The sequence below is a fragment of the Paraeggerthella hominis genome, assembly GCF_021044775.1.
Lineage (GTDB): Bacteria > Actinomycetota > Coriobacteriia > Coriobacteriales > Eggerthellaceae > Paraeggerthella > Paraeggerthella hominis.
The window spans coordinates 54725-71480 of sequence record NZ_JAJNOQ010000007.1; the positions used below are offsets into that span (position 1 = coordinate 54725).

The following is a 16756-nucleotide window of genomic DNA, read 5'->3' on the forward strand; positions in this document are numbered from 1 at the left end:
TGGGGAAACGGTGTTATGAATTTCAAAGCTCTGAGCGGCTCTTCTTCTTGGCTCGCAATTGTTGGCGCAAGTTTTTTCTGGACTTGGATGGATCGGGCGATGTTCGGGGACTCCCTGTACTTCGTGCTGGCCGACCGAAAGGGGCTTGATCTTGCGCAAGCGCCTGAGTTAGCCCAGGAATCGTTCATAGTCATGCTAGCGGCAAGCGCCATCGTGTTTCTCGCACTGGCCGTCGCCGCCAAACGGCAGACCTCATCGATATGGAGCGTCAAGACCACCTTGGTCGCAGCAGTAGCAGGCGCAATTTCTACGGCATCCATCCTTCTTGCCGCAAGCGCCAATATGACTGCGCTTGCTATGGCAGGGGCTTTCGTCACGGGCTCGTCGATGGCTGTGCTCAACATTTCATGGGGCCGCATCTGCATCGCCCAAGGACCCGCCAAAGCCATGACCCACATTGCAGGCGCTTGGGCGTTGGGACTGGCTATCAACATCCTTACCGAAGGCTTGGTCCCCATCGCAGAAGGCACCTTCATAATCGTTTTGCCCCTCGTATCTTTCGCGCTGTACGCAATCGATGCGAAACTCCAGCACACGGACCCTTACCGCATTGATCAAGCGGAGCAAACACCCGAACAAACCATGACCGCGAAAGCGCACGTGCTGGGAGTCGACGTTCGATTTCCTGCGTTCATCCTTGTATTCTGCATCGCTTTCGGACTCATGTGCAGCTTCGAGATATTCTCTCCCGCCGCCACCGAGCGTCAAACGATCATCGACATCGTCGGTTTGCGAGGCATTGTATCGCTGCTGTTCTTTATAGCCAGCCTAACAGCCCCCGCGCGACGCATGGAATCGCTTTTCAATGCGTGCCTTTCCTTCATGGTGTTTGGCCTGCTGGTTATGACCGTAGGGCTTTACACCAACGACGTGCAGGGCCTGACCCGCATATTCATCCCCATCGGCTACGCCGGATTCGACATTTTGGTATGGACGCTGGTTGCTTTCTATGCGAAAACGACGGCAACGTCCCCCCTGCGCATCCTCGCCGTCGCCATGGGGGCTGAGCAAGCCGGCATTCTGGCTGGACAGCTCATTGGCATTGCATTGGGAGGATCAGCGAACGCAACGAACAGCATCATGATGATGGCATTAAGCTATCTGCTGCTGATTGCGGTTATGGGACTAGCGCGCCTGTGCACCGTACTGTGGCGCCGCCAGCGCGATGATGTAGAAGCGAGCACGGCGGACAGCTCCCTAGACGCCTGCGACAAGCAGGAAGACCACCTCGATCGCTTTGCGGACGCCTACGAGCTCACCGCACGCGAAAAGGACGTCTTCGCCCTTTTCGCCGAAGGCCGCAGCGCACCCTATATCGCAGAAATGCTGGTTCTGTCCGAGAACACGGTGAAGACCCACCTGCGACACATCTACACCAAGTGCAACCTGCATAACCGTCAAGAGCTGCTAGACGCTATCGAGGCTTTCAAGCGCTAGCCTCGCACACCAGCTTTCCCGAAAGCAAAAGCCAGGCCGAACGTACGCTCGGCCTGGCTTTTGCAAGGGAGGGACTCGAAACCTTGCTGCCGATCGCTCAAGCAGCAAGTCGGCTCGCTTTACGCGCGAAGCAGATCGTGAGCTTGATTGGCAGCAGAGCGACCACCGTTCAAGCACTCGGCGCTCGCAGATCCGGGGACATCCATGGGATAGACGTCTCGATACAGCATGATACCGTCAAGGCCGATAACGAACACGTTCTCCATGACGCCGCCCTTTTCCAAAACGGGGCGGAACTTGCGGTCGGTTCGAACGCCGCCCAAAGGTCCTTCCATGCATTCGTGAATCTCACAAATATAGAAGGGGCCTTGAGCGATAGGCATCAAGTATTCGGCCTTCTTGCCGTACAAATCATCCACGCCGGCAGCGCATTTTGCATTGTAGTCGTCTACCGCAGCCTGCAGCGCCGCAGCGTCGAGGCCGGCTTTTTCAGCTACGGCAGCCAGCGTATCCGCTCGCCATACGTCGTCGCCTTCGGCAATGATCTTTTCCATTTGCTCGGTGATATCAACGCCCCAGTCGGAAATAGCCTCAGGGTTGTATTGAGCGATCTGCTTGTCGTAAATAGCCTGATCGAATACGCTGAAGCAGTGACCGTTCTGATTGTGAATCGGCGCAGACTGCGTGATAACGTTCTCGACCACAAGCGCGCACGACTCGTCCACGAAGCGATCGCAGTCCTCGTTGACCCAAAGCATGGGGCCGCCGAAAGCGAACGCCGACCACTGAGGACCGAACACTTCCACCTGATGAGAAATTCGGTTGTACTTCAAATAGCAAACACCGGAGAACTCGGCAGCTCCCGCAGCCAAAGCCATGTTCACGCCGTCTCCGAAATGGCCGGGCGTGCCGATGCGTTCAAGCGTCTCCAGATTGAAGCCCCATTTGGTCAGGCGACGATCATCGTTGGCGAAGCCGCCCGTAGCCAGCACCACGACCTGCGCCTGATACTGAACCAAATCGCCGAACGCGTCGATAGCGTACACGCCGTTGACCTTGCCCGATTCGTCGTAGCTGAACTCGAGCGCGCGATTGTTCAAGCGAATGTCCGCGCCCTTCTCGCGCAAGCGAGCCTGCATGGGCAGAACATAGCCCACGTACGCGGCGCCATCTTCCCACCAATGAAACGAGTTGACTTTGCCCGCCACCGCTCCGCAAGGATAGTTGTCTATCAGACCGCTCAGCTTGCATCCGCACGTATCCACCAGCCACTCGATATTGTCCGCGGAAACATCGATAAGGTCCTTGTACAGCAATCCATCCGGGCACCACTGGGCCTTGCCCAGTTCTTCTTGCATGATGATAGAGCGATCGCACGAAACGTTCTGCTCTTTCTGGAAACGGGAATCGACGGCGAACGTGCCCTCCACGCCTTGACCGTTGCCGCCCAGCGTGGCCTGGCCTTCCAGCAAAATGAAATCGTCGCCGTTTTCGGCGGCCTGCACAGCACATGCAAGCCCCGCAAAACCGCCGCCCACGATGACGATGCCGGTGGATATAACCTCGGTAACCTCTTCGGGATTCACGACGATACCCGAGCAGTTAATGGTCTCCCCATTGCCTGCGGCCACGCCAGAGCCGCTTTTTTCAGCGGATTGGGGAGCGCAGCCAACCAGCCCGCAAACAGCGGCGCCCGCTGCGCCCATAGCGCCCAAAGTAAGAAAGTTCCTACGAGATATAGTCTCCATGATGATGCTCCTTTACGTAAAATCAGATCACTTAGTTCTTGGAAAAGCCCTTGTCAGCACTGTAAGAAATCGACGCTCCGTTCACCTTCATGCTTGCATCGGTAACGGAATAGCGATAGTTCACCTGAGTGCTGTCTTCTCGTGCAGTGCTCGCCTGCACAGCCTGAATGGACACCGTGATCTGCACGTCCTGAACATCAAGATCTGCAACCTTCTTATACTTCAGAAGCTCATCGAAAAACTCCGCATAAGCCGGATCGTCCTGAGAGATGACGGCCGGGCTGTCGGCATCGGTCAAGCCCATGTCCATCATCGTGAACAAATCGCCAGCAGCCATAATGACCTGCTTGGCATTGGTCCGATCCTCGGTCGCCACCTCCGAAGACGACGTTCCCCCGCCGCATGCAGACAGCCCCAGCATTGCAGCCAGCGCAAGCGAAACGAGTGCGATAAGCCCTACCCTTGTCACGCTCTTCGCAGCAGTTGCATTCCCTTTCATAGTTCCCCTTCCCTAGATGTAAATCGCTTCGCATTTTTGCGATGCGCTTCGCATGTTGAAGGAACCAGAAGGGGCCCGCGACACACGAAACTAACGAAACCGCCCTTTTTGACGACTTCACCAGAAAAGGATTACCCTGCCGTTCACCCTGTTCAGATAGCATGTTTTGCGATCTGGTCACGAGAGCGCGCTTGCATCCTTCGCCGATCGCGCCCCGCTTTCTCGCCTCTTCGCCTTCTTTGCGCATCCGCGCCCTGCGCCGCCTTCGCGAAGAAGGTCCGCGCACGAAAAACCGCCCTCGCTGGCAGGTTTTGACGGTTTGAGGTCGTTTGACCCGGCGTACCGGGCGCCTGCGTAAGCGCAGCGAAACGGCTCAACGCTGTGAACAGGTAAAATGGAATCCGAGCCAAGGGACGGCGAAAGCGGTGCCCGAATCGACAACCCCTAACCGTCAAAACCTGCCAGCGAGGGCGGTTTTTCGTGCGCACGGTCCCTCCCGATACAAGCTTGGCGGCAAAAGCACGTTCGCCGGAGCCGATCCAGCCGCCGCAGCGACCTCCGCTCGACGAGATTCCGGCGCACGCGGGTCCCGCTCCGTTTCGCCGTCCGCCTGCAACCCCCACATGCAAAAAAGCCGCGGCTCCCATCGGGTGCCGCGGCTTTTCACGTGCGAAATCTTGAAGCGCTACGCCACGTTCGTCTTCGGAGCCAACTTCTCGCTCGACTTGCCGAAGAACACCTCGTACCAGCACAAGAAGCAGTAGATGTTCCAAATGCGCATCATCTTGAGCTTGCCGCGGCCCTCGACCGTGGTGAAGTCCCCCGACTTGTGGTCATCGAGCATCTGCACCAGATAATCCACGTTGAAGAACTCCTGCGCGGCCTCCCCCGTGAACGCCTCCTTGATGCGGTTGTAGTACTCGTCCGTTTGCAGCCACACGGTCAGCGGCGTGATGAACGGCTGCTTGGGCATGTGCGCGACCTTCTTCTGGAAGCCCAGCTTGCTCGCCGCCACGCGCAGGGCGTACTTGGCGTGCTCGTCGGTCACGCGGCAGGCCGTGGGCAGCTGCAGCGCCACGTCGAGCACCTTCTTATCCAGGAACGGAACGCGCAGCTCAAGCGACTGGGACATGGACATCTTGTCGGCCTTCAGGCAGATGTCGAACGGCATGTAGCTGACCATGTCCACGTACTGCGTCTGCGTGATGATGTCCAGGTTCTGATCCGCCACGGCATCGAAGTGCGGCTTGCACCACTCCCACGGCTTGCAGGGGCCTTCGTAGTTGCGCAGCACATTGGGGATTTCGTCCCACATGTAATTCATGCTGGCGCGCTGGTAGCTCTTCTCCGGCCCGCCCGACCCGCGCATGGCGAAGCGGCGGCCGTGGAACGTCGGCAGCTTCTCGGCCACGGCGCCGGCGGCGGCGCGCAAGGGACGCGGTACCTTGAAGTACTTCTCGAATTCGTACTGGTCGTGATAGATCCAGTAACCGCCGAACAGCTCGTCGGCGCCCTCGCCCGACTGCACCACCTTCACCTGCTCGCGCGCCAGCTTGCTCACGAAGAACAGCGGAATGGCGCTGGGCGCGCCCAGCGGCTCGTCCATGTGGTACTGCTCGGTGGGCACGATGTCCAGGAATTCCTGGGCGCTCACCTGGGTTTGGAAGTTCGGCAAGTTCGCCCACTCGGCGAACGCCGTCGCATCGTCCAGCTCGTTGAGCTTGATCTCGAAATCGGACTGGGCGGCGATCTCGGCCATCTTGTCCTCGCAACCGATATCGTAGCCCACCGAGAACGTCTTGATGTCGGGCGCGTGCTGTCCCATGCAGTACGCCGCCAGCGAGCTGTCGATACCGCCCGACAGGAAGCTGCCGATCTCCACGTCGGCTATCTCGTGCGCAGCCACGGACTCGTCGAACACGCGGTTGATCTCGTCGGCCCACTCCTCCAGGCTCTTCGAGTCGTCGATCTTGTACGTGATCTTGTAGTAGCATTCCGTGCGCAGCTGGCCGTTCTCGAGCACCATGAAGTGACCGGGCAGAAGCTTGTGCACGTCCTTGAACATGGTTTGGGAATCGTTCATGTACTCGAAGCACAGGTACTGCGGCAGCATCTCGCGGTTGAGTTCCTTCTTGAACGCCGGATGCGCCAAGAACGCCTTGATCTCGCTTCCGTAGATCAGGCGGTCGCCCGCATGCTGGTAGTAGAACGGCTTGATGCCGAAGATGTCGCGTGCGCACACCAGGCGCTTGTTCGGCGCATCCCAGATGGCGATGGCGAACATCCCGCGCAGCTTCTCGAACACACCGGTGCCCCACGCCTCGTAGCCGTGCACGATAGTCTCGGTGTCTCCGTTGGTCTTGAAAACGTAGCCGAGCGCTTCAAGCTGTGCGCGCAGCTCCTGGAAGTTGTAGATCTCGCCGTTGAACGTGACGGTCACGGTGCCGTCGGCGTTCTGCATGGGCTGGCGGCTGCCCTCAAGGTCGATGATGGACAGGCGGCGAAAGCCCATCGCAATGTCATCGGTGACGAAGAATCCCTCGTCGTCGGGCCCGCGGTGGGCGATGCGATCCGCCATGTCCTTGACCACGGCCTTGTTCGTCTCCTGGTCGTAGTCGACCGCGGTGAATCCCACGAATCCGCACATGTAGCTGGCTCTCCTCCTGCGTACGCGCCGCCTTGTCCGCGCGGCACGGGTTTACGTCGTTAACGTTCGATATAATACGCCACCCGTTCCCCTCCTGCTTGCATTTCACGAAACCCGCAGGGAGCGCAAGAACGAGCGATTTATCGTAAACTGGAAGAACAAGACCGGCCGACCCTGAGTCCAAGCATCCCGCTCAAGAGTCGGCTTCAAAGCTCGCATGCAGCAAAGGACAGCGATGAAACGCTCTGGACTGATCGCAATGATCGCACTTGCCGCCCTCCCCCTTGTCACGACAGGGCTCGCCGTCCTGTTCGCTATGCCCGATACCGTTCCGCTCCATATAGGCGCAAACGGCGTCGACCGCATCGGTTCCAAATACGAAGCGTTTGAAATGGGCTTCCTCATGACGGGCTGCTGCGCACTGTTCGCCGTCATGTACGCGTTCATGGACAAGCTAGCTGCGATGGGCCTTGTACACGGCACCGACGCACACGGAGGGCGCACCCTTCTCCTCTTCGCCCAGATAAGCATGAACGCCATCCAGGTCTTTCTTCTTTTCTTGATGTCTTTCGACATGCAATAAGGGACCGGCGCGGCGCGGGAGCGCAGGAGGAGGCGGCGCGAGTGCGGGCGCGGGAACCGACGCGGCAGGCGCGCAGGGGGGGGTGCGACGCAGGGGCGGGTGCGCGGGGGCCAGCGAGGCGGACGCGGGGACCGGCGCGGACGCAGGGCGCGCAGGGGCGGGTGCGCGGGGGCCGGCGCGACGCGGGCGCGCGGAGCCAAGCCCGTCAGCAAGCGGACCGCGCACGTTGTGGCGGAGCGCGTCCCGCTTGAACGTTGCAAGTTTGTCAAAACGGAAGAGTTTTGCTGGTCCTCAACCCAGAATAAACCCAACCTGCAAACCTGTGATCAGGCATGATAAAAAACGCTCATAACCACATTGCCTCGACAGGGCGAAAAATCGCCGCAAAACTCGCTGGTTTTGACAGAACCTCGGCCCCACCGTCGAAACGCGCGGCGGCGAAAGCACGAAAACGCGATATGGGCACTTTCGCGAAACGCAGCCGCCGCCGCGCGCACTGTGGGATAATAGGCAAGATTTCGACCCACAAGGAGATTCAAGAATGACCGTGCAGAACCCCCGCATCACGAACCCTGCCGACGTGCGACATCGCTTGCAGCCCGTCGTCGTAGGCGGCGACATCCTGGCGTACAGCTACGTGCGAGAACTCCATCGCGCTTACCAAGTCGAACGCACCATCGTGCTGGCAACGCAGGACATCAAGATGCTGTCGAGCAGCCGCTTCACCGACTATCGCCTGGAGCCGCTCATCCACGATCCGGAAGGCCTGTACGATGCGCTCGAGCGCGTTGCCGCGCAGACGCACGCCGAAGATCCCGACCGCGTGCTGCTGGTCCTAGGTTGCGACGACTGCCACGCGCGCATGCTGTCCGCCGGGAAGGCGCGCCTGGAGGCCGCAGGCTACACGGTCCCCTACATCGATTTCGATCTGCTTGACGAGATCACGCAGAAGCGGCGCTTCTACGAACTGTGCGAAGAACTGGGCATCCCCTACCCGCGCACCTGGTACTTCGACTGCGGCGAAAACGGTCCCGACGAGCTGCCCGTGCACGACTTCCCTTACCCGCTTATCGCCAAACCCTCGAACTCGGCGCAGTTCCAAGACGCCACCATCGAGGGATGGCGCAAGATCTACGAGATCGAGACGCCGGAAGAGCTTGCCCAGGTGTGGCGCAGCATCCGCACGTCCGATTACAACAACGAACTGGTGTTGCAAGACTTCATCCCCGGCGGCGACGACGCCATCCGCACGCTCACCACGTTCTCGGACGCGTCGGGAGACATGCGCGTGGTGTCGGGCGGCGTCGTATGCCTTCAAGACCACGACCCCACCGCGCTCGGCAACCCGCTGTGCATCATGGGGGAACGCGAAGAAGCCATCATCGAGGCCGCAAAGAGCATGCTCGCCCGCATCGGGTACCGAGGATTCGCGAACTTCGACATCAAGTACGACGAACGCGACGGATCCTTCCGGTTCTTCGAGGTGAACACGCGCTGCGGGCGCAACACCTACTACATGAGCTTGGGCGGCGTGAACTTCGTCACGCTCATCGTGCGGGAATTCATCTTGGGAGAGCGCATCGACTACCGCGAAGCGTACGACCCGTTCGTGTACAGTTGTGTGCCCCGCTACGTGCTCGACCGCAGCATGGAGAACCGCGCGCGCCTGCAACAAGCCCTTGACGTGCTGCGTCGCACAGCCGAGCCCTACCCGCTGCATTACGGGTCGGACTCGTTCGTGCACAACATGTGGGCACGCATCATGCACCTGAACCAAATCCCGAAGTTCAAGCGCTTCTACTGGGATACCGACGGCAAGCAGCTGAAGTAACATGGACGCCCACGCCACCTCGAGCACGGGAAGCAGCAACGCGCACCACGACCTTCGCAGCCTGATCACGGTCTCCGCGGGCTACGGCATTGTGTGCGGGCTCACGTTCCCGCTCATGATATCGAGCACGTTTCTGCAGGAAATGAGCCTTTCGCACGGAGCCGGGAACTCGTTCGGCGCGCTCTTCTTCATCGCGTACACGGCCACTATGCTGATCACGGCGGCCCTTCACGTGTTTCGCCGCAAGGCGGAGCATCGCCTGCGCATGGCCACGGCATTCGGTGCGGCGTTCCTTGGCAACGCGCTCATGCTTGCTCGGCTTCTTGGGGCAATCGAGGGCGGATGGCTCTACGCCATCGTGGTGTCGGGCAGTATCGGATACGGTCTTGCAACTGCGGAATTGGGATGGATAGGGCGAATATCCGCGCTTTCGCGAGAAGGCGGCCCTTCCCTGGCGCGCGCGATCCCCCTAGCCTACCTGATAGGCGGAATCGCGGCGACCATCATCTTCTGGGCAAGCGGAATCATGGAGCTTGCATTCGCGCTTACCATAATCATCGTGTCGGCGGTGCCTTTGATCGCTCGGCAGGAGCTTGAAGCGGCGGGAAGGCGCATCAGCATCTCGGAAGCAGGCGTCATCGATTTCGTGAAAGCCGTTTCGTATCTGGCGGTGTTCTCGTTCGCGTTCGGAGCCGTCAGCCAGGTTGCTGCCACTGCCGAAACCGACATCATTCCCATCCAGGCGCAAGCCATGCTGGGAATCGTCGTGGCCTCGATGATCATGCTGGGCGCTTCGTTTTTGCGCAAACGAGCCGTTCAGGTGTCGGACCTGTACGGCATGCTGTTCCCCATCGTGGCCATCGCCCTTGTCGCGCTGCCCTTCGTCACCTCGCCTGCGGCGCACATCGCCGCGACCGTGCTGGTATTCGTAGCCTTCTATCTTTCCTGCATGAACGTGCGCATCATCGTATGCCAGCTCAGCGAACGTGACAACGTGTCGCTTTGGGTGTACCTGGGAACCGCACTGGGCATCGGCGGCTTGCTCATTCTTGCCGGCGTGGCCCTAGGGGCGCGGGTCTTGGCCCAGGGCAGCCCCGCAACCGGGCTGGCCCTCATATCGCTCACCTCCCTGTTCGTGCTGGCCATGAACCCCGTTTTGTCCACGCGGCTCGAACGCAGAATCCAAAAGCAGGCGGACAACCCCGAACATGCAAGCCAAGCAAACTCGCCCGCGCCCGAAAACCGCGAGGACCCCGCCGCGCTTCTTCGGGCCTTCGCAGACAAGCACGCCATGACCGCACGCGAGAGCGAAGTCCTCGCCTTGCTCTGCCAGGGACGAACACGCACCTACATCGCAGCCGAGCTTGGCTTGTCGCCCAACACCATCAAGGGCTACATCCACAACGTCTATCAAAAAACAGGATCGATCGACAAGCAAGACCTTATCGATCGCGTTGAGCTTTATCGCGACCGCACGGCGCTATAGGCGTCTTGCCGCATCGATTTTCGCAGGTCAAAGCATTCAAAAAGCAGTCGCCAGCCCCACCCTCCATTATGGAGGGTGGGCGGCTTTGCTTGACGATTTCACCTTCCCCACCCCTTTTGGTGCTGGTTCGAGATTCCTCCGTTCGTATGATGGGCCCAGAGCGAACAGGGAGGTTCGCGAAACCGCAAGGATTGGGAGGACATCATGCACAACAAGGGTATCGAATCTGCCGAGGCTGCATCGCAAGGATTCACGCGTCGGTCGTTTCTGCTCGGCTTGGGCGCAACGGCTGCCGTAGTTGCCGGCAGCGGACTTGCCGGCTGCGCACCGCAGGCAAGCACCGGCTCCGCCGCGCAGGAATCCGACGGCGCTTCGAACGGAAGCGGCAACACGGCCAAAGCGGATACCGTTCAGGCAGTTGCAGAGACGCTGGCCAAGTCCCAGGAATCGAAGGACACCGACATCGTAGTCATCGGCAGCGGCATCGCCGGCATGAGCGCCGCCACCGAAGCAGCTCTCGCAGGCGCGCGCGTCATCGTGCTCGAAAAGCACTCCGTTTCGGGCGGCGACTCGTCCATCTGCACCGGCAACTTCTACTGCTGCGGCTCCAAGAAGCAAGACGACATGGGCCTTACCAACTACGGCACCCCTGAAGAAATCGCCCAGTTCCTGTTCGATCAGTCCGACGGAGACGCGAACATGGACATCTGCCGCATGGTGGCGGAAAACGGCGGCGCGGCCATGGACTGGCTGGTCGGCTTCGGCTGCGACTTTAAGAAGAAGCCCGGCGACGGCGTGTCCGACCGCTCCATGGTATCCACCAACGGAGGCAAGGGCATTATCGATACGCTCATCGCCAAAGCCGAGGAAAACGGCGCTGAAGTCATGATGGAAACGCGCGCTATCAAGATCCTCACCGAAAACGGCAAGGTAACCGGCGTGGTCGCGCGCCAGGGCGACACCGAGTACACGATTTCCGCCAAAGCGGTCATGCTGGCTTCCGGCGGGTTCGACGGTCAGGACTGGTCGAAAGAGCTGTACGCACCCGGCACGGTGGGCTGGCACACCTTCTCGAGCCCCAGCAACACGGGCGACGGCATCGAGCTGGGCAAAGACGCCGGAGCCCTCACGCTGCTCAAGGGCGGCCTTTCGCAGATCCACCTGGTGGGCAAAGAGCCCCTGCCGCTCAACGACGAGCTGTCGCAGCTGCGCATGATCAACACGGGCGTGTTCGTAACCGACCTTGGCTACCGTTGCGCGAACGAATCCATGACCAGCCAATTCGACTACTTCACGCCGTTCATTCAGAGCGGCCGTAAAGAGTTCTTCATCATCTGCGACTCGCAGCAGACCGACAAGCGCATGGAGCTGCTGAAGAAGGGCGTCGAAAAGGGCGTCGTCAACACCGCCGACACCATCGAAGAGCTTGCCGAGCAAGCAGGTCTGCCCGGCTATCCCCTGACGAAGACGATCGAGCAGTACAACAAGCTCTGCGAAGCTGGCGAGGACCCGGCCTTCCATAAGAAGCCCGAAGATCTTCAGCCCGTCGTGCAGGCGCCGTTCTACGCCGTCCAGATCACGCCGAACACCAACGACTCGTTCGGCCAGCTTGCCATCAGCACCAAGGCGGAAGTGCTCGACAAGGATCGCAAGCCCATCCCCGGCCTGTACGGTGGCGGCACCATCGCTAACGCCGAGCTGTTCTACATGCGCTATGCCGTAAGCGGCGCCTCCATGTGCATGGGCACCGTGACGGGTCGCATAGCCGCTCAGGAAGCCATGAAGTACTACGGCGCCTAAGCCAACCGTCCCTCCCCCCTCCAAACGGAAGGCCCTCGTCATGAGGGCCTTCCGTTTTGCATAGAGTCTTTAGGCGATCACACCGGGCGCTCGTGCCCCTCTTCCGTGGTCAGGATAAGCGGACCGTCTTCGGTGATTGCCACGGTCTTTTCAAAGTGAGCCGAAGGCAGGCCGTCGCGCGTGCACACCAGCCATCCGTCGGGCATCACGCGCGTCTTGTACGTTCCCACGTTCACCATAGGTTCGATAGCCAGCACCATGCCAACCTCAAGCTTGACGCCCGTATGCTTCCGGCCGAAGTTCGGCACGTTGGGATCCTCGTGCATGTCGCGTCCAATGCCGTGCCCCACGTACTCGCGCACCACGCCGAAGCCCGCCGCTTCGGCGATGGACTGCACCGCATGCCCGATGTCGCCCAGGCGATTGCCGAGCCGAGCAGCGTCAAGGCCCGCCCACATGCACCGCTCGGTCACCTCGAGCAGGCGCTGCTTTTCGGCCGAAATCTTCCCTACGGGGTAGGTCCAGGCGTTGTCCCCCACCCAGCCGTCAACCGTCGCACCCGTATCGACGGACAGGATGTCGCCGTCTTTGAGCACCACGTTCGCGGAAGGGATGCCGTGCACGATCTGGTCGTTCACCGATGCGCAAATCGAACCGGGAAATCCGCCGTAGCCTTTGAACGCAGGTATGCCGCCTTCTGCACGGATGATGGTTTCCGCCAGCTCGTCCAGCTCAAGCGTGGACACGCCCGCTCGAACATGGGATCCCACCTCGCGCAGCACCAAAGCCGAAATGCGACCGGCTTCCTTCATGGCCTCGATCTCGGCCTTCGACTTCTTTATGATCATACTTTCAACGCACCTTGCCTCTAACGTGCCTGTTCTCTTGTCGCCGACCAGTATAGCACCCCTTCCGAACCCTACGGCCCCGGCTCCCTCGCAGCTTGCCGCCGCAAGTCGATCGCACCGCAGCTCGCACGACGGTCGTGCACAAGGTCGGGCTATACGGCTTCAAGCGGCGGAAGCTTCCAGTCGAAAGAAAGCACGCGCTCGTCCGGGAGGTAGATGCGCATCGTCAACGAGAATACGTCTTCGCACAAAGGCAGCCAGAAGCGCACGCGATCGTCTGCGGGCCCTTCAGCCTGAAGATACAGATCGAGCGATCCGTCCTCGTTGAAGGGCAGGTCGTCCACCTCGCCGATGTTGTAACGGTTTAGCTCGTTGGGTATCAACCGGCCCGCTTCGGTGTAGGCTGTAAGCGACCACCATCCCTCGCTTGCATGGGGCGGGGTTTCGCCCGCGGCAAAATGCAGGCGGTACGACTTGTCGCCGCGCAAGGGATTCCCTGCGACATCCACGACCATCGACGGATACACCGCCATGGTCACAGGATTGGCGAACCCGCCGAACGCCACCACAGCACGGTACGCGTAATCGGTGCCGAACGTGCCCACGCGATCGTCCATGAACATCCAGCCGTTCGAAACGGTGGTGCTGGCATGAGCCGACGAGAAATCGCGATCCAGAAGCGTCGGCAGATACGCAGCCGCCTTGGTAACGCCTTCCCCCAAGGCAGCGATGTCGAACGTCAACCCTGCGCCGATGCCTACGGTTTCGAATTGCGCCAGCGCCGGGGCGTCCTCAGGGGCTCCCGGATTGCCCGAAGCCAGCCCGTTGAAGCGCGTGAAGAAATCCTGGACGGAAAGCCGTTGCATGAATTCCAAGGGAACGTAGTCGTACGCGGGATCGTACGACCCCTTCGGACACGCGTATCCCGCGCCCTCGTCCAGCGCATGAGCCGAAAGCGGGTACATTCTCATGCCCTGCTGGACCTCGCGAACGCCCGGCAGGTCGTCAACGCCAAAGCACTTCGTGCGAAGCAGCAGCCAAACGAAATTCGTGGGCATGGAGACCTTGGTCACGCCCTGCGGAAGCTCGCCCGACCAGAACGGTCCAACAAACGCGTAGGTTGCAGTATCGCTGCCCCCTACTCCGCCCGTACCAAGCACTACGGGCGTGTTGGAGTACCCATCGAACGTCTGAATCGAGCAGTAACGATCCGTGGCGGGCTTGTACAGCAAAATCGGCTCGGCGCCCAGGTCCAGATAAGCCTGCGAGTACACCGTATCCACGTTCGGACGCGTCAAGCTCACCATATCGGGCGTCGCCAGCGCTTGAGCATGGAACAGCTGGTTGATGGGAGCGTGCTCCGCGTCGGGGACCACCACGTTCGTCGTCCGGTCTTTGATGACGCCCATGAGCACCAGCGGATACGCGTACAAGTACGCCCTCTCCAGCAAAGCCACGGTTTCCTGCAGCGTTTCGGGTTGATTCGGGTAAACGGAAGCCTCCATGCAGATCTCCTAACCTCGAAGCGTTTTGGCGCCGAGCGCGCAACGCACCGCACGTCGGGCGCTCCTTTGCCCCAGTGTAGCGGCTTCCTTTTGAAAATCATAGCGAATCGATCAACGAGAAGACGCTTCTCCGAAAGAGGAGCCGATCGTTGCGAAACGCGCATGCAGAGCAAAACGAGAAGACGGGGCCGACGGCTCGTGTTCGTTCCGATGTCAAACACGAATCGTCGGCCCCGTCCCCCTTTTACCCAAGGTCGGTTTCGTCGCGCGGGGGCGGAGGCTTCAACCTGCCCGCTTCGCTCAACGCACGACGCAAGATAAACTCCACCTGCGCGTTCACGCTGCGCAGATCGTCAGCAGCCCAGCGCTCGATGGCCTCCCATAAAGCGGGGTCCACGCGCAAGGGGTATTGTTTGCGTTTCGCCATATCGTCACCGCATCGGCGCACCCGGGAGCAAGCCTGGGTGCGCCGATTCCTTTTACTGGTAGAGCGTGCCCGTGTTCAGCACGGGCTGCGCGTCAGAGTCTCCGCAAAGGACCACCATCAGGTTCGAAACCATAGCGGCCTTGCGCTCGTCGTCCAAGTCTACCACGTTCTTGCTGGATAGCTCGGAAAGCGCCATATCGACCATGCCCACGGCACCCTGCACGATCTTCTCACGCGCAGCGATCACCGCGTCAGCCTGCTGGCGACGCAGCATCGCCTGAGCGATCTCCGGCGCATACGCAAGGTGCGTAAGGCGCGCGTCGTCAATCACCACGCCGGCCTTTTCCAAGCGCACCGAAAGCTCTTCTTTAAGGGCGGCGGAAACCTCCTCGATGTTGCTGCGGAGCGTGATCCCATCCTCGGGCTCGCCGGGCATCTGATCGTAAGCGTACGCGGTAGCCACGTGCCGCAAAGCCGTTTCGCTTTGCGTGTGCACGTAGGAATTGTAGTCATCCACGTCGAACAAAGCCTTCGCCGTGTTCTCAACGCGCCAAACAACGACATCTGCGATCTCGATGGGGTTGCCACATTTGTCGTTCACCTTCAAGTGGTCGCCGTTGTACGTGCGAGCGCGCAGCGAGATCTTCGTATTCATGGGCACGGCTTTGCCCGTAGCGGGATCAGCCGTGCTGCCAGCACTACGCGAGTAGAACGGGTTCGCCCAATGGAAGCCTTCGTCTCGCACCGTGCCCTTGTAGTCGCCGAACAGGATGAGAACGCGCGCCTGGTTCGGCTGAATGGTGAAGAAGCCCATGAGCAGAATCAACGGAACGATGCATACTCCCACGATGCCTGAAACAAGCAGCCCGACGCCAAGCGCCTGCGCTGTGGTGGTCACCGGAGCATCGTCGGGAGGAAGCATGGTAGCCCCCGTAGCGATTATCGAAGCAAACGCGACGACCAAAACCAGCGTCAACACCAACATCGGCCAGCCGCTTCGCACGTGAACGGTCTTTTCAACGGACATGACGGTTCCTTTCTCAGATTGTCGATACCAACATGATATCACATTGAGATCTTAAAAGAGGGTAAAAGAAAAGGGACCCGCAGGTCCCTTTTCTTTAACGTCTAACAGTGCAGCTTATTCGGCAGCGGCTTCCGTGTAGTTGCGGGTCACGCCCGAGTCAACGGAAACGCCCGGCGTCATGGTGGCGGAGACGGAGATCGACTTCACGTACTTGCCCTTGGCCGCAGCCGGCTTCATACGCAGGATCTCGTCGTACACGGCGCCGTAGTTCTCAGCAAGCTGCTCAGCCGTGAAGCTGGCCTTGCCGATGACAACGTGAGCGATACCGTAGCGGTCTGCACGATACTCCACGCGGCCGCCCTTGAGCTCGTTGATGGCCTTGACGACGTCGTTGGTCACTGTGCCCAGCTTGGGGTTCGGCATCAAGCCGCGGGGGCCCAGGATCTTGCCCAGACGACCAACTTTGCCCATCTGGTCGGGCGTCGCAACAGCGGCGTCGAAGTTGAACTCGCCAGCCTGGATCTGCTGAACCAGCTCATCGGTGCCCACGATGTCGGCGCCGGCTTCCTCGGCGGCGCGGGCAGCCTCGCCCTCAGCGAACACAGCAACGCGAACCGTCTTGCCCGAGCCGTTCGGCAGGCTCACGGTACCACGCAGCTGCTGATCAGCCTGACGGGTGTCGATGCCCAAACGGAAGTGAGCCTCAACGGTCTGGTCGAACTTAGCCGTCGAAACCTCCTTCACAAGGCTGAACGCTTCGAGCGGAGCGTAGGTGGACTCGCCGATCTTCTCGAGAGCCGCACGGTAGTTCTTGGACATTTTCATGATGTTTCCTTTCGTGGTGTGTAGCGGACGCGA

13 protein-coding genes are annotated in these 16756 nt (G+C 60.2%); 5 read left to right on the forward strand and 8 right to left on the reverse strand.

What is annotated here, in order from left to right; translation table 11 throughout:
- The first annotated feature begins 99 nt into the window (after nucleotides 1-99).
- Nucleotides 100-1497 carry a helix-turn-helix transcriptional regulator gene (locus LQE90_RS08565; RefSeq protein ID WP_231088268.1) on the forward strand — a complete coding sequence of 466 codons (1398 nt, stop codon included), beginning with the start codon at nucleotides 100-102 and terminating at the stop codon, nucleotides 1495-1497.
- Between the two features lie 119 nt (nucleotides 1498-1616).
- Here the strand turns inward: LQE90_RS08565 and LQE90_RS08570 are convergent, their stop codons facing one another.
- From LQE90_RS08570 to asnB, 3 genes are all read right to left on the reverse strand, one after another.
- Nucleotides 1617-3245, reverse strand: coding sequence for an FAD-dependent oxidoreductase (locus tag LQE90_RS08570; protein WP_216529441.1), 1629 nt, complete (start codon nucleotides 3243-3245; stop codon nucleotides 1617-1619).
- 31 nt (nucleotides 3246-3276) lie between these two features.
- Nucleotides 3277-3744 (reverse strand): hypothetical protein, encoded by a 468-nt coding sequence (locus LQE90_RS08575; RefSeq protein WP_114567188.1) that lies wholly within the window; start codon nucleotides 3742-3744, stop codon nucleotides 3277-3279.
- 685 nt (nucleotides 3745-4429) lie between these two features.
- Nucleotides 4430-6391, reverse strand: a complete 1962-nt coding sequence (gene asnB / locus LQE90_RS08580) for an asparagine synthase (glutamine-hydrolyzing) (RefSeq protein ID WP_216529442.1) — start codon at nucleotides 6389-6391, stop codon at nucleotides 4430-4432.
- 235 nt (nucleotides 6392-6626) lie between these two features.
- Here asnB and LQE90_RS08585 point away from each other — a divergent pair, with 235 nt between their 5' ends.
- From LQE90_RS08585 to LQE90_RS08600, 4 genes are all read left to right on the forward strand, one after another.
- Nucleotides 6627-6974 (forward strand): DUF1648 domain-containing protein, encoded by a 348-nt coding sequence (locus tag LQE90_RS08585; protein WP_231088269.1) that lies wholly within the window; start codon nucleotides 6627-6629, stop codon nucleotides 6972-6974.
- 541 nt (nucleotides 6975-7515) lie between these two features.
- Nucleotides 7516-8805, forward strand: a complete 1290-nt coding sequence (locus LQE90_RS08590) for a carboxylate--amine ligase (protein ID WP_216529443.1) — start codon at nucleotides 7516-7518, stop codon at nucleotides 8803-8805.
- 1 nt (nucleotide 8806) lies between these two features.
- Complete coding sequence (locus tag LQE90_RS08595; RefSeq protein ID WP_216529444.1) at nucleotides 8807-10291, forward strand: helix-turn-helix transcriptional regulator; 1485 nt, start codon at nucleotides 8807-8809, stop codon at nucleotides 10289-10291.
- A 204-nt stretch (nucleotides 10292-10495) separates the two neighbouring features.
- Complete coding sequence (locus LQE90_RS08600) at nucleotides 10496-12091, forward strand: FAD-dependent oxidoreductase (RefSeq protein ID WP_216529445.1); 1596 nt, start codon at nucleotides 10496-10498, stop codon at nucleotides 12089-12091.
- Between the two features lie 77 nt (nucleotides 12092-12168).
- Here the strand turns inward: LQE90_RS08600 and map are convergent, their stop codons facing one another.
- The 5 genes from map to rplA form a co-directional block, all read right to left on the reverse strand.
- Entirely contained in the window at nucleotides 12169-12939 is a 771-nt protein-coding gene (gene map, locus LQE90_RS08605) for a type I methionyl aminopeptidase (RefSeq protein WP_216529446.1), read from the reverse strand.
- A 152-nt stretch (nucleotides 12940-13091) separates the two neighbouring features.
- A complete protein-coding gene (locus LQE90_RS08610) occupies nucleotides 13092-14444 on the reverse strand; it encodes a DUF1254 domain-containing protein (RefSeq protein ID WP_216529447.1) in 1353 nt (450 codons plus the stop codon).
- Nucleotides 14445-14688: 244 nt separating this feature from the next.
- A complete protein-coding gene (locus LQE90_RS08615) occupies nucleotides 14689-14871 on the reverse strand; it encodes a type II toxin-antitoxin system antitoxin (RefSeq protein ID WP_114567241.1) in 183 nt (60 codons plus the stop codon).
- Between the two features lie 52 nt (nucleotides 14872-14923).
- On the reverse strand, nucleotides 14924-15898 hold the full coding sequence (locus tag LQE90_RS08620; protein WP_231088270.1) for an SPFH domain-containing protein: 975 nt from the start codon (nucleotides 15896-15898) through the stop codon (nucleotides 14924-14926).
- A 114-nt stretch (nucleotides 15899-16012) separates the two neighbouring features.
- Entirely contained in the window at nucleotides 16013-16723 is a 711-nt protein-coding gene (rplA, locus tag LQE90_RS08625) for a 50S ribosomal protein L1 (RefSeq protein ID WP_181792582.1), read from the reverse strand.
- Nucleotides 16724-16756 lie beyond the last annotated feature (33 nt).